The sequence below is a fragment of the Halalkalibaculum sp. DA3122 genome (assembly GCF_043951865.1).
Taxonomy (GTDB): Bacteria; Bacteroidota; Rhodothermia; order Balneolales; family Balneolaceae; genus JAMQKA01.
Genome location: NZ_JBINJF010000011.1, coordinates 75,832 through 89,095, shown reverse-complemented (window position 1 = coordinate 89,095; position 13,264 = coordinate 75,832). Strand labels below are relative to the sequence as shown.

Genomic DNA, 13,264 nt, shown 5'->3' with positions numbered 1-13,264 from the left:
GTCTTACCTGTCCAACAGGATGGTCACCGGTCCATCATTCAGCAGCTCTACATCCATATAAGCGCCAAACTTTCCGGATTCCACATTTAATTGAGAATGCTCTTTAAAATAACGGATCATCTGTTCATAGAGTTCTTCTGCTTTCCCGGGGCCCGCCGCCTCCATATAACTGGGCCTGTTTCCCTTTTCAGGGTCTCCATACAACGTAAACTGCGAGACCACCAGAAGCTCCCCTGAAATATCTTGCACCGAATCATTCATTTTTCCACTTCGGTCATCAAAAATGCGGAGTTTCAAAATTTTGTCGCAGATCCACTTCAGCTTCTCAACCGTATCATCCCGGTGGATTCCCACCAGTAAAAGCAATCCATTACTGATAGATCCCGTTACCTTTCCCTCAACTTCAACTTTGGCATGACGCACGCGCTGCACAACTACACGCATTATAAACCTCCTTAGTTAATGTGGATTACCCTGTGGATAACTTTTCACTTAATTGAGTTCCATAAATTCCGTGCAAGTTCTCAACAACATTCAACATTTAAACAAAGTTTTCCACAGGTTATCAACGTTAATACCGGTGTTAATAAAATAATTTTATCTTTCCAGGTGCAACCGGCGATTGTGGATAAGTATTGAACTTACCCGTAAGACACTGTTTTTAAAGGGAAATGTTATCCACAATTACTATCCACATCAGGCCCACAATTTTGTCAAGAGTGGTTAATGATTTTCTTTTCAACTTATCCACAGTTTCTACTATGTACTACAAAGAATTTAAATTTTACTATACTTGTATAAAACGCGAGGAAAACGTGGATAAAACCTTTTAAAAAGATTCTCCGTTCTTTCTATATTTTTCTCAGTCAATAGAACCGAAGCGTTTAACCACATTCCAGATTTTTTATGGAACAAAATCTCAGATACCCGATCGGGCCCGAGCAGTCCCCCGCATCTTATGGGGAAGCAAATATTCCTGAACGGATAGATGAGATAGAACATCTTCCAAAGCAACTTACACGAACGCTTCAACCATTGACACGGCCAAAGCTTGAAACTCCATATCGACCTGGTGGCTGGACCGTCCGTCAGGTTATTCATCACATCGCCGACAGTCACATGAACGGTTTCATCAGAACCAAATGGGCACTGACAGAAGACCTTCCCACGATTAAACCTTATGAACAGGAAAAATGGGCCGCACTCTCAGACTACCAGGCCCCGGTTTCCACTTCGCTGGATCTCATTACCTCCCTTCACAGTCGGTGGGAAATTATACTGCATCGCCTGTCCAAACAGCAGATGTTTATTCAATACATTCATCCGGAATCCGGGAAGCAATCGCTCTGGCAGCATATTTTCCACTACGCATGGCACGGTCGCCATCATCTGGCGCATATTACCCAACTAATTGAAAGAAAAAACTGGCATTAACATTTTTATGAGTAAAAAAAAGAGTATTACCTACAAAGACTCTGGCGTAGATATTGAAGCAGGAGAACAGATGGTCGACTCCATCAAAGGCATAGTCCGCGAGACCCACAACGCCTCTGTACTGACCGATATTGGTGGTTTCGGAGGATTCTTTCGTCCCAACCTGGGTGATTTCAATGATCCCGTCTTTGTAAGCAGTGTAGATGGAGTAGGAACCAAGCTGATTGTCGCGTTCAAAACCGGCCGGTATGATACGGTGGGCCAGGACCTGGTGAACCACTGCGTGAATGACATTGCCGTATGTGGAGCCCAGCCACTCTTCTTTTTGGATTATTTTTCAACCGGGAAACTGAAGCAGACCGTGGGATATGAGGTAGTCAAGGGATTTGCCAGAGCCTGCAAGGAAAACGGTGTGGCCCTGATCGGCGGTGAGACAGCCGAGATGCCCGATATCTACAGTGAAGGCGAATTCGATCTGGCCGGTACCATCGTTGGTATAGTAGATCGTGAAAAAATTATTAATGGAGAACAGATCCGCGAAGGCGACCGGTTGCTCGGTTTTGAAAGCAGCGGACTACATACCAACGGCTACTCGCTGGCCCGGAAGGTGCTATTTTCAGAATATGATGTGAGTGACAAGGTTGAGCAGCTCGGTACCACCGTCGGTGACGCCATGCTCGCAGTTCACCGTTCTTACCTGTCTCATATATCGAAATTAAAGAACATTGAAGGCGTACACGGGTTCTCCCACATCACCGGCGGGGGAATTGTGGGCAATACCAGGCGGATTCTGCCGGCGGGCCGCTCGCTGGATATCGACTGGGAGGCCTGGGATCGCCCTGCCATTTTCGAACTGATCCAGGAGCTCGGCAACGTGCCGGAAGAGGACATGCGGGCGACCTTTAACCTGGGGATAGGTCTGATTGCAGTTGTACGCCCGGATGCCGTGCAGGAAGTGAAGGCGTGGGCAGAAAAACAGGATGAGCCGATACATGAACTTGGATCCGTCAAGTAAAAAACAAGATGTGACATGCCAAAAGTGCACCTTCTGAAGATAGCACACGGCCGCAGCGGTGATAAAGGAAATACCAGCAATGTGGGGATCATCGCACGGCACCCGGAGATCTATCCGTTCCTTGAAGAGCAACTCACGGCGGATATTGTGAAGGAGCATATGAAGCATATCTGTAAAGGCAGAGTTGAACGGTATGAGATGCCGAATATCGGGGCGCTGAACTTTGTTCTGCACGACAGCCTGGGAGGCGGGGGAACGGTATCGCTGAAACTTGACGCCCAGGGCAAAACCCACGCCTCTACCCTGCTGCGAATGCAGCTGGAGGTACCCGAAAAGTTGCTTAAGCACGTTGAGTAATTCCTCGATTCTGTGTAAAGGCCCTTTGCAGAACATGCTATTTTGTTGGGATTGGGAGAGGTTGTATCACCGTTCTTGATGATCTTTTAACGGGAGTACAACTCCTTCCAAACGAGGAATTGAGGACGTTCGAAAGCCCCCTGTGAGTGAAAGAATGGGGAATACCCGAATGATAACTGAAAAAAATCTACCTGCTCCCTGGTTCAACGGCGGCAGTATTCACCTTTTACCCATGACAGATGAAGATACTACTCACCGGCGCCACAGGTTACATCGGCAAGCGGCTACTCCCGGTTTTACTGGATAAGGGACATACGGTGGTATGTTGTGTTCGGGATAAACAGCGGTTCGATACCTCAAAATATTCACAGGATCAGCTGGAGGTGGTGGAGCTTGACTTCCTGAAACCTGATACGCTGAATGCGATCCCAAAAGATATTGATGCTGCCTACTACCTGATCCATTCCATGTCGGCGGCTGGTGATGATTTTGAGGAACTCGAAAAGAAGAGCGCGCAAAATTTTAGAGATCGACTTCGGCAGACTGATGTTCAACAGGTCATATACCTGGGCGGTATCGTAAACAGTAAAGAGCTCTCCAAGCACCTGCGCTCCCGCAAACAGGTGGAAGATATACTGGCTTCACCTTCTTATGCCCTGACTACGCTTCGGGCCGGAATCATTGTGGGATCAGGAAGTGCGTCATTTGAAATTATCCGGGACCTGGTGGAAAAACTGCCGGTAATGATCGCCCCAAAATGGCTGAATACCCGCACGCAACCGATCGCTATCCGTAATGTGATAGAATTCCTCAGTGGTGTGCTGGGCCGGGAAGAAACGTATAATAAAACCTACGATATCGGCGGCCCGCAAGTACTTACCTACCGGGAAATGCTGCTGAAATTTGCAGAGGTGCGTAATCTTAAACGAACTATCATAACGGTTCCGGTGATGACGCCGCGGCTCTCCTCCTACTGGCTCTACTTTGTAACCTCCACCTCCTACCAGCTGGCGGTAAACCTGGTAAATAGCATGAAGGTGGAAGTGGTGTGTGACGAAAATAATCTGGACAAACTCCTGGAGATAGCGTTGATTCCCTACGAAAAGGCGATTCGAATGGCCTTTGACAAGGTGGAGCAGCAGGAGGTACTCTCCAGCTGGACCGATGCCCAGTCCAGTAACCTGCTGGCCGAAGGGATCTCCAACCTGATTGAAGTTCCAACTTACGGCTGTTTTAAAGATGAGCGTTCCCGGCATGTTGAGGATGAACAACACATTCTTGATAGAATTTGGTCCATTGGCGGAAAAACCGGCTGGTATTACGGAAACTGGCTGTGGGAGGTCAGGGGCTTTCTCGACAAGCTGGTTGGGGGGGTGGGATTGCGGCGCGGTCGCAAAAGCAATACCGAAATTACGGCCGGTGATTCGCTGGATTTCTGGCGTGTTCTGTACGCTGATAAAGAAGAAAAACGGCTCTTGCTCTATGCCGAGATGAAGCTGCCCGGCGAAGCGTGGCTCGAATTCAGAATAGCGGGCAATACCCTGCATCAAGTGGCCACATTTCGCCCATTGGGGGTATGGGGCCGACTATACTGGTATGCCCTGCTGCCTTTCCACGCATTTATTTTCAAAGGAATGATTGACAAAATAACGGAAAAGCCCGAATCAACAACGTAAATGCAATATTTTGTAAAAATAAATAAATTCCACTATTCAACTTCGCCGAGATCTCCCCTTCGAGCTGCCCTTTTCAGTTCATCATTGGCATAGATCGCTATTTCCACCCGGCGATTTTGCTGTCTGCCAGTGGCTGTGCTGTTGTCGGCGATCGGTTGCTCCTCGCCATACCCGATGATGGTCATCCGATCGCTCTCCACCCCCAGGAACGAGCTGTAGCTGGCGACCGACTTTGCCCGTTCTTCAGAAAGCTGCTGGTTATACCCGTCAGGTCCGGTATTGTCGGTATGGCCCGCAAAGAGAATATTGGTGTCCTCATACTTTTGGAGGATCTCTGAAAGATCTTCCAGGTTGGATCGCGACTCATCACGAAGGGCGTGTGAATCCACATCAAAGAGAATGCCTGAATCGAACGTGATTTTAATGCCCTCTCCCACCCGTTCAATGGTGGCATTGCTGAGATCCTCGCGCATTTCCCGGGCCTGTCGGTCCATGTAATTGCCTATAGCGGCCCCCGCTGCCCCGCCCACGGCAGCTCCTATGATCGCTCCCTTGACAGTGTTGCCAGTCGCCTTCCCGATAATAGCGCCAGCCAGTCCACCGGCCCCGGCCCCGATTGTACCGCCTTTTGCGGTTTTACTCCAGTTCTGACAGCCGGTGATGACCATACACAACATCGAAATAGAAAGAAAAAGAGCAGTAGCCTTTTTAGTCCTTTTCATAAATGAAATAATTTGTTGGATTGTTGGTGGTTAAACGTGTTAGATGGGACCTGCAGAAAAATGTTCCCTTCTGAAGAAATCCCGGTTACCGGGCTCCTTAATATTTTCGGACAGGAAGGGGAATTCAGATCAGGAGACGGAAAGACATTCCAGGAGGCTAGAATGAGTGAAAAGAACCATGCGAAAAGGAAACGGTTTAGCTGTATTTCTAATATGGAAAAGAAATATAGCTATAGCCAACAAATTTAACTGGCAGCATTGCCAGTAGAATGGTCCTGGTTCAGGAACGCTACCGGAATATTAACCCGGGTTCTGTCCCACCTGATGGTGATGGAGGTGGAATCATTTTGAACCTCTCCAAACTGGATGGAGAACGCTTCGGCGGCATCTTCCACCTGTTCTGAATTTACATCAACCCGCAGTATGTCGTATTCAGCATTATAGTCGAATGCGCCCCACTGCCCCAGCTCACCATTGAGAATTAGGGTCCATTGCTCTTTTCCCGGGATGGTGAAAAGCGCATAGGTACCGGCTTCTACTTTTTTATCCGCCAGCACAATATCGCGGGTGGTTGTCAGCTCGGTTGCCTCATTGGCCCCGGTACGCCAAACCTCGTTGTAGGGAACGAGATCCCCAAAAATGGTGCGGCCGCGCTTATACGGCTGACCGTAGACAATCTTGATGTAGGTATTGTTGTGATCTACCTTGGCGATGGCAATGGGACTTTTCCGCCGATCGGTGTCTGTTTGCGCAGGTTCCTCCTGGCAGGAAACAGATATAAGAAACAGGAAAGTAAAAGCGAAAGCGACAGATGATTTTTTCATAATAACTTTGGAGGTTAAATGAATTACCACAATCAGGAAAAGGGGGCTAAAAGTTCCCCGCAAACGGGGTAACGTGATTTCGCGCGGGCTCGTAACCGACCGCCACCCCGAGGTCAAACGTCAGGTTAGAAATTCGAAACCGGGTGCGCAGCCCGAGGCCGAGCACCGTGCGGGAAGCACTACCCAGCCCGTAATGCTCGACATCTGCGACGGTATCAGAAAACCCGACCAGGTACAGGTTGCTGAGGTAGGCGGGAAAGAAAAATCCGCCCGCATCTGGATAGAACAAGGGGATCGTGTACCGGGTATTAACACTCAGCAGGTGTTTCGCAGCCGCAAAAACAGGTTCGGAAAATCCATTGGAGACCAGTCGCTGATTGTCAAATACCGGGGCGGTCTGCGTCATGGCCTCGATACCGACGCGAAGGGATTGGTTCAGGTGTTTTAGCGGAGCGGTGTAAAAGAAAAGGCCGGAGTGCCAGGCCGTGGCGTTAGAGAAATCGATAAGCTGTTGGTAGTCTGCAGTCTCGAGAGAGGCGGATCCACCACCAAAAAAATGCTCCAGCTCCGAATAGAAGACCAGGCCACTGTTGGGCTGCAGGTCACGGATATTCTGCTGAACCCGGTAGGCAAGAGAGCTGGACAGGTTGACACCGGCAGAATGGGCGTAATTTGAGGCGGGCTCCCCGTTGTGGTCCAGTTCAAAAAACCGGGTGCCCCTGACTGTTACCGAAGGCGTAACGGCCACTGAAGAGAACCGGACGTTGTTTTCCAGGATCACCCGCGTGGGAATGCCCGCTGAAGCACCCACATCCTGGCGTAAAAATTGAAGGGGTTCCTCGTTACCGGTTTGATTTTCAACCATAATGGTATTGAATGAGGGAGTGCTGAACGCGTTTAGCTCCATCCCCGGGAAAAAACCGGTATGTCTGTATGTCAGATCGTACCATAACCGCCGCTGGACGTGAGACAGATCCAGCTGGTAGGCATTGCGCTGGAGCAGATCGTTGCTGTGGAAACTGAGTCCCGCCTCGTAGGTGCCGGAATTTGAAATCTCGCTCACCGTTGGCATGATGGTGCGTGGCCGGATCCATTCCCCGCCCGGCTGGTATGAAGTCACCTGCCAGGACGCTGTTTTTTCTTCCAGGTCTGATCCAAGCTCTTTACGGGCCATCAGACGTTCTTTTTTATCAGAGGGACTCCACCGGCTGGCAGGGACAGGTTGGCCAGCGAAATTGCTGCGCTCGAGGATCACCGGCAGCCGCTCATTTTTCTGCTGAATCACAAAAGCGATGCGCTCCCCGTCGGGACTGTAGCTCCCTTCCATCGCATTGTGGGTGGCGCTGGTGATCCGGCTGAGAGTCCGGGTTTCAAGATTGTATTCATACAGCTGCAGCGTGCCGGTATGGTCGCTGCTGAACATCAGACGGTTGCCGGAGGGGTGCCACGCGGGATCAAATACCGAGCCCTTCTCAAAAGATATTTCCGGGACCTGCCCTACCTCCTGCCGGATTGAATCTTCATGCACTATCCATAGGCCCTGGAGTCCGCGACGGTTGGCCACAACGGCCAGTTGCCGGGCGTCCGACGGGTTCGGCTTTACACTTACAAACTTTGTATCGGGCAGGGGGAGTGAAGCGTTGACCTGCAGTGCAGAGTGAGCGCGGTCGAGCATAACCAGTGCATTTGATTCCTGGTCGGTCTGCAGGGCAAGGAGTCCGTCCTCCTGGTAAACCGGGGCGAAGGCCCGCAGATTTGTAGAAACCCGCTTCACTGAACCAGAGGGGATATCTGCCTCATAAAGATCCATTATAAACGTGTTGTGGTATATCGGGCTTGAGCGGTAGCTGGAAAACAAAAGTCGTGTTTTATCGCTCGACAGGTCGTAGTTGTAATCACCGACGGACCGGATTTTTATCACGTTTTTCAGCCTGCGTTCCTCCAGGGAATAGGTATAAAATCCCGGGCTGGCGTTGTAAAAGCTCCCGTAGACAAGCAGCTGGCGGTCGTTGAGCCATGCCGGGCGACGGATTTCCGCCCCCTCAAAACGGATCGGCATCGGATCATAAGTGGCGAAGTTCGCCTCGTCCCCCCTCTCCTGATCCTCCACAAACTGATCATAGAGCGTGCCGGGCCACTGGCCGGTTGAATGACGAAGAGCAGTGCCGTATCCGAGGAATGGCCATCGTATGAAAAAGTCGATCGCCTCGCGCGTAGCATCCCCCCCGTAGGTTCGCTGCAGCCAGCTTGTAAACTGGTATCCGCCGATGTAATGGCGGTCGAAGGGCCGGCTGTAGGCGGAGATACTGAGCATCTCTCCCAGGGACCAGCGCTCGGAGCTGGAAAAAACGGCATCGAACTGGTTCCTGAAATAGGGATAGTTTCCACGGCCGCCGCCGGGTGTAACGCCGGCAGTTTCGTAATAGGTGGCGATGCCTTCGTGCACTCCCTGGGGAACGGATCCCTGGATCGAGCGGGCAGCGTCCGGGGAAAACAGCTTGACGATGCGGGCCCAGAACCCATCCAGGTGATTGTAGTGAAGGGCGTGGACCAGCTCATGCGGGACCACGGTCTCCAGCCAGTTGCCCGACCGCGGATTCATCGTCTTACCCTTGATCGGGGGTATCTCAATCTCCGATCGGAAGTGGAGGGAGCTGACGAACCCGTTGGAACGGTCATTGTAGTTGTTCAGAACCACCGGGAAATCGGACAGCTGCCCGCCCACAAGCTGCTGCACCTCCGGGTATTCATGTTCCAGGATGCGCGCCGTCCGGTAAGCCACCGAGTCCTCTCCGTCCGGAAAAACAATCTTGAAATGCGGGGTCTGCAGTTCCTGCCAGTTTAAACCCGGGGGGCGATACGTGTTGGGATACCATTGGGCAGAAGCAGAAGTAGCGCAGAACCCGGCAAGTATGGCAATGAATACAATGCGTTTCATAGAGGCAATACTACAAACAATATGGGGAGGGTGCCAAATGTGGAAACAAGCTCTGGTTGTACACCGATGGTTTTATCCGGTAAAATTCGGGAGATACTGGTAGAAGGCCCAAAAATGGGAAAAGGTGCCGCCCATCACAAACAGGTGCCATATTTCGTGGTGACCGAACCACCCGGGCAGCGGATTCGGTTTTTCAATACCGTAGATGACGGCACCCGCGGAGTAGGCCAGTCCCCCGGCGGTCAGCCAGAGCAGGAACGCCAGGGGAAGCTTCTCGAACAGCGTTGGAAACAGCAGTACGCCCAGCCAGCCCATGGCCAGGTAAAGAAGCAGGGAAAGCCACTTCGGAGCGTCAATCCAGAATATTTTTTTGAGAATTCCGCCCAGGGCAAAAGTCCAGATCCCTGCAAAGACAATCCATTTCCAGCTATCATCCAGCACAATCAGGCAGATGGGGGTGTAGGAACCGGCAATCAGCACATATATCATACTGTGATCCAGTTTTTTCAGGAACCGGATCGCCCTCTCTCCCACATGCAGGCTGTGGTAGAGCGCGCTCGATGTATAAAGCAGTACCATGCTGAGTCCAAACATCGAGAAGGCAACCAGGTGGGTTGCTGAGCCCAAAAAAGCGGCATCATAAAGCAAAAGGAATAACCCCACGACCGAAAGCAGCGCCCCGGCACCGTGTGTCAATCCGTTAATGGGTTCTCGTATATGTTTTTTTAGAAAGTGCATGCCGCAATATACAGGTTTTTAGATAACAACTGACATTATGATACGCCTGGTTAACGCAACCCGCCGTAAAATCGTTTATCAGAAATAAAGGGGTTTGAAAAACCAGGGCTTTTGGTCAAGATCAAAGCCCTTATCAAGTCACTGACGATGTTGGGAGGAAAGAAGGGCTGTCCGGGATTTTTGGGCATATTTTCCAATGAGCGTGCAACAAGTGGATTTTGTACAGGCCTCTGCGAAATTGGCCTTCACTTTTTGTACTTTTGGAGTTGTACAAAAAGGAGCCTGAAACCTATATTACAAAATTCAGGTTTATTTAAATCACGACCGTTATGTCTGACAATTACCGCGCATTAACCCGAACGTACCGGCCCACAACATTCGATGATATTGTCTCGCAAAAACATGTGAGCAATACCCTTAAAAATGCGATCAAGCAGCAGCGGCTGGCGCACGCCTACATGTTTTGTGGTCCGCGCGGGGTCGGAAAAACCACCATGGCCCGGGTGCTGGCGCGTACGGTCAATGAAATTGATGCCTCGGTAGATGGGGAGGGCCTGAATCAGACATTGAACATTGTTGAGATCGATGCGGCCTCCAACAACAAGGTGGACGACATCCGGGACCTCCGCGAGCGTGTGCGTATTCCGCCGCAAAACGGCCGCTACAAGATCTATATTGTCGACGAGGTGCACATGCTCAGCAAGTCAGCATTCAACGCCCTGCTGAAGACGCTGGAGGAACCCCCCGACCACGTCATTTTCATTTTTGCGACTACCGAGCCGCACAAGGTGCTGCCCACCATCCTCTCCCGCGTTCAGCGGTTCGACTTCAAGCGGATAAGTGTGGACGAGATCGTGGATCGGCTGCAGCAGGTGGCAGAAGATGAAGGGATTACAATCGATCTGGAATCGTTGCACGTAATCGCCAAAAAGGCGGACGGCGCCCTGCGCGACGCGCTCGGGCTGCTGGACCAGGCGATCGCCTTTTGCGGGACCGACATCGACCACGAAGAGCTGCTTCGGGCACTCAACGTGGTGAGTACAGACCGCATGTTTCAATTAATGGAAACGGTTGAGCGGCACGACGCGAGCGCGGGTCTGGAGCTGGTTAACCAGTTGCTGCAGGAAGGCCACGATATCCAGGAATTTTTGGTAGGGCTGCTGGAACATCTCAGGAACCTGTATGTGGCAAAAAATTCCGACCAGATGCACCTGGTGGAGGCGTCCGCCGAAACAAAGAAGCGGTACCGGCAAGCCTCGGATCCCTTCAGCGAAGATGATCTCCTGCGCATGATGCACCTGGTCAGTGAAGCCCAGTACAAGATTAAGGAGGCCAACCAGCCGCACATCCAGTTTGAACTCACCCTGCTGAAACTGGTCCACATGGAGCGCTCAAAAAAATTGAACCAGCTATTGAACGAGCTGGATGCTTTAAAAAAAAAGCGTAGCCGTGTAGAAGGGGAGCGCAAACAGCAGGAACTCCCCGGGGATAGCTCCGCAGCGGTTGACCAAAAGAACTCTCCTGAGACTGCCCGTCCAACGAAGACCGGCGTCGGGGATCCTCCGGAAAAAGAGAACGAGCCCGGATCAGGTGACGATTCTGAATCCCCGGCAGCCGACTCTGTGGAAACCCGGGAAGAGGATCCCGAGCCGACGGCTTCAACCCCTCCCGATGATTCCGGCTCCGGGCAGCGGCCCCGCAGCCAGGCTTCTGTGGAGGAACCCGACCAGGAAAATGAGGTAGCCGTCGCTGAAGAGGAGGACGACTTTTTCGGGCGACCCTCGCTGGGGGGATTTGGAAAGACCACTGCAAATAATGGAAATGGGGTTGCTGCGGAGGAGCAGGAACGAGAACCAGAAACGACAGCAGGCTCATCGGTACCAAAGAAAGATCACATTACGTTGGAGGAGGTCAGGGAAGAGTGGGACCCGTACCTGAAGCTCCTTAAAGAGCAGGTGCCGCAGACCCTGTATTTTCAGATGCAGCGTGTCGAGCCGATCGCCCTGAAAAACCGGAAGCTGACACTGCGCTGTTCAAACGATTTTGCCAAGCGTATTCTGGATGAAAACAAGCGGGACCTGGCCAAAAAACTGGAATCGATAACCGGCATCTTCCTGCGTTTTGAAAGTGTCGTCCAGAAGAATGAGCAGCAGGACAAAGAAGAGGCCAAAAGTCCCTATGAGCGATTTAAGGATCTGCAGGAACGGGATCCAAAAATAAAGATGCTTGTTGAACTGTTCGGGGCCGAACTCGATTATAACCTGAACCGGTAGGATGATTGAATAAGACTGTAGTCCCAGCAGGTTAATCTCCCCGGTTTCCTCCTCCGGGCTGGAACTAAAGCCTTTGGGACCAGCACAGGTTAAAAACTCCCCCTTGAAGAAGAGGGCGTTATAAAAGAAAGTAAATACGTTAACATGAATAATTTCAAACAACCAAAATCTCTATTGTTATGAATAAAAATATGGCGGATATGTTTGGGAAGTTTTCCCAGTTACAGGAAAAAATGGAACAGGCCAAACAAGAGCTCGCAAAGGTAGAGGTAGAAGCCGAAGCCGGTGGCGGGATGGTAAAAGTGAAAGCCAACGGCAAGCGGCAGATTATTGCTATTGAGCTCGACGAGGCCGTAATTGACCCGGAAGATGCCGAGATGCTGGAAGACCTGGTGGTGGCCGGAGTCAACAAGGCGCTTGAAAAAGCAGAAGAAGCGGCCCAGCAAAAGATGCAGGAGACCTATAAAGATATGATCCCCGGCGGCGGAATTCCCGGGATGGATCTCTCCAAACTGGGTTTCTAAATTTTTTACAGGCTGCAGGTTGAATGTCTGAAGTTAACGCTGGCTTGCACCATGTAATGTTTAACTTTTAACAATAGAATATGCAAGGCACCTCAGAAATACTGGAACGGGCTATTGAGCAGCTGGCCAAGCTGCCGGGAACAGGCCGGAAATCAGCGCGTCGCATCGCCCTCCACCTGCTAAAACAGAGTGAAGAATCGGTGATGCAGCTGGCGGATGCCCTGGTCGATCTAAAACAGTCGATTACCCGCTGCTCGCACTGCGGAGTTATCAGCGACGGCGATCCCTGCTCAATATGCAGCAACCCGAAACGCCAAAATGGGCAGCTCTGCGTGGTCGAGGAATCACAGGATGTCTACCTTATTGAAAAAACCAACGAGTTCCGGGGGATGTACCACGTACTGGGGGGAGTCATCTCCCCGCTCGATAATATCGGGCCCGACGACATCCGCGTAAAAGAGCTGATGAGGCGGGTAAATGATGAGGAATATCCCGTTGACGAGGTAATCCTTGCACTGAATCCCGACTCCGAGGGGGAAGCGACTTCGTACTACATCAACAAGCTTTTAAAACCGTATGATGAGATCAAGGTAACCCGCATCGCCTACGGCATTCCGATGGGTACCGAGCTGGAATTTATTGACGAGGCCACTCTCAGCCGCGCCTTTGCCAGCCGCAACGCTTTTTAACCCCAAAATAATGGCTCCTGCAAAGACGTAAAGAGGCAACTTTTTAAAGATCAATCTGGTTTTCTGGGGCTCTG

At 51.2% G+C, this 13,264-nt stretch carries 12 protein-coding genes; 7 read left to right on the top strand and 5 right to left on the bottom strand.

Annotated features, from left to right (window positions below):
* Positions 1-3: 3 nt before the first annotated feature.
* A complete protein-coding gene (gene dtd, locus ACG2F4_RS09540; protein WP_395260167.1) occupies positions 4-444 on the bottom strand; it encodes a D-aminoacyl-tRNA deacylase in 441 nt (146 codons plus the stop codon).
* Positions 445-906: 462 nt separating this feature from the next.
* Here dtd and ACG2F4_RS09535 point away from each other — a divergent pair, with 462 nt between their 5' ends.
* The 4 genes from ACG2F4_RS09535 (at position 907) to ACG2F4_RS09520 (ending at position 4,482) form a co-directional block, all read left to right on the top strand.
* Entirely contained in the window at positions 907-1,434 is a 528-nt protein-coding gene (locus ACG2F4_RS09535; protein WP_395260166.1) for a YfiT family bacillithiol transferase, read from the top strand.
* Positions 1,435-1,441: 7 nt separating this feature from the next.
* A complete protein-coding gene (gene purM, locus ACG2F4_RS09530) occupies positions 1,442-2,449 on the top strand; it encodes a phosphoribosylformylglycinamidine cyclo-ligase (RefSeq protein ID WP_395260164.1) in 1,008 nt (335 codons plus the stop codon).
* A gap of 15 nt (positions 2,450-2,464) precedes the next feature.
* Positions 2,465-2,806 carry a hypothetical protein gene (locus ACG2F4_RS09525; RefSeq protein ID WP_395260163.1) on the top strand — a complete coding sequence of 114 codons (342 nt, stop codon included), beginning with the start codon at positions 2,465-2,467 and terminating at the stop codon, positions 2,804-2,806.
* Between the two features lie 239 nt (positions 2,807-3,045).
* Positions 3,046-4,482: an SDR family oxidoreductase gene (locus ACG2F4_RS09520; protein ID WP_395260161.1), complete on the top strand. Its 1,437-nt coding sequence runs from the start codon at positions 3,046-3,048 to the stop codon at positions 4,480-4,482.
* A 32-nt stretch (positions 4,483-4,514) separates the two neighbouring features.
* Here the strand turns inward: ACG2F4_RS09520 and ACG2F4_RS09515 are convergent, their stop codons facing one another.
* The 4 genes from ACG2F4_RS09515 to ACG2F4_RS09500 form a co-directional block, all read right to left on the bottom strand.
* Positions 4,515-5,204 carry an OmpA family protein gene (locus ACG2F4_RS09515; RefSeq protein WP_395260160.1) on the bottom strand — a complete coding sequence of 230 codons (690 nt, stop codon included), beginning with the start codon at positions 5,202-5,204 and terminating at the stop codon, positions 4,515-4,517.
* Between the two features lie 245 nt (positions 5,205-5,449).
* The gene (locus ACG2F4_RS09510; RefSeq protein WP_395260158.1) at positions 5,450-6,028 is read right to left on the bottom strand and encodes a DUF2911 domain-containing protein; all 579 of its coding nucleotides are present in this window, start codon (positions 6,026-6,028) and stop codon (positions 5,450-5,452) included.
* Positions 6,029-6,074: 46 nt separating this feature from the next.
* On the bottom strand, positions 6,075-8,966 hold the full coding sequence (locus tag ACG2F4_RS09505; protein WP_395260157.1) for a TolB family protein: 2,892 nt from the start codon (positions 8,964-8,966) through the stop codon (positions 6,075-6,077).
* Positions 8,967-9,038: 72 nt separating this feature from the next.
* Positions 9,039-9,704: a hemolysin III family protein gene (locus ACG2F4_RS09500; RefSeq protein WP_395260156.1), complete on the bottom strand. Its 666-nt coding sequence runs from the start codon at positions 9,702-9,704 to the stop codon at positions 9,039-9,041.
* A gap of 329 nt (positions 9,705-10,033) precedes the next feature.
* Here ACG2F4_RS09500 and dnaX point away from each other — a divergent pair, with 329 nt between their 5' ends.
* From dnaX to recR, 3 genes are all read left to right on the top strand, one after another.
* The gene (dnaX, locus tag ACG2F4_RS09495; protein ID WP_395260154.1) at positions 10,034-11,977 is read left to right on the top strand and encodes a DNA polymerase III subunit gamma/tau; all 1,944 of its coding nucleotides are present in this window, start codon (positions 10,034-10,036) and stop codon (positions 11,975-11,977) included.
* A gap of 179 nt (positions 11,978-12,156) precedes the next feature.
* Complete coding sequence (locus tag ACG2F4_RS09490; RefSeq protein ID WP_395260151.1) at positions 12,157-12,501, top strand: YbaB/EbfC family nucleoid-associated protein; 345 nt, start codon at positions 12,157-12,159, stop codon at positions 12,499-12,501.
* Between the two features lie 80 nt (positions 12,502-12,581).
* Complete coding sequence (gene recR / locus ACG2F4_RS09485; RefSeq protein ID WP_395260148.1) at positions 12,582-13,190, top strand: recombination mediator RecR; 609 nt, start codon at positions 12,582-12,584, stop codon at positions 13,188-13,190.
* The last annotated feature ends 74 nt before the right edge of the window (positions 13,191-13,264 follow it).

Bases quoted from the DNA above. Each gene is read 5' to 3' on its own strand.
- ACG2F4_RS09535 (WP_395260166.1), top strand. From the start codon at position 907: ATGGAACAAAATCTCAGATACCCGATCGGGCCCGAGCAGTCCCCCGCA.
- ACG2F4_RS09490 (WP_395260151.1), top strand. From the start codon at position 12,157: ATGAATAAAAATATGGCGGATATGTTTGGGAAGTTTTCCCAGTTACAG.
- purM (WP_395260164.1), top strand. From the start codon at position 1,442: ATGAGTAAAAAAAAGAGTATTACCTACAAAGACTCTGGCGTAGATATT.
- recR (WP_395260148.1), top strand. From the start codon at position 12,582: ATGCAAGGCACCTCAGAAATACTGGAACGGGCTATTGAGCAGCTGGCC.
- dnaX (WP_395260154.1), top strand. From the start codon at position 10,034: ATGTCTGACAATTACCGCGCATTAACCCGAACGTACCGGCCCACAACA.
- ACG2F4_RS09515 (WP_395260160.1), bottom strand. From the start codon at position 5,204: ATGAAAAGGACTAAAAAGGCTACTGCTCTTTTTCTTTCTATTTCGATG.
- dtd (WP_395260167.1), bottom strand. From the start codon at position 444: ATGCGTGTAGTTGTGCAGCGCGTGCGTCATGCCAAAGTTGAAGTTGAG.
- ACG2F4_RS09520 (WP_395260161.1), top strand. From the start codon at position 3,046: ATGAAGATACTACTCACCGGCGCCACAGGTTACATCGGCAAGCGGCTA.
- ACG2F4_RS09525 (WP_395260163.1), top strand. From the start codon at position 2,465: ATGCCAAAAGTGCACCTTCTGAAGATAGCACACGGCCGCAGCGGTGAT.
- ACG2F4_RS09500 (WP_395260156.1), bottom strand. From the start codon at position 9,704: ATGCACTTTCTAAAAAAACATATACGAGAACCCATTAACGGATTGACA.
- ACG2F4_RS09505 (WP_395260157.1), bottom strand. From the start codon at position 8,966: ATGAAACGCATTGTATTCATTGCCATACTTGCCGGGTTCTGCGCTACT.
- ACG2F4_RS09510 (WP_395260158.1), bottom strand. From the start codon at position 6,028: ATGAAAAAATCATCTGTCGCTTTCGCTTTTACTTTCCTGTTTCTTATA.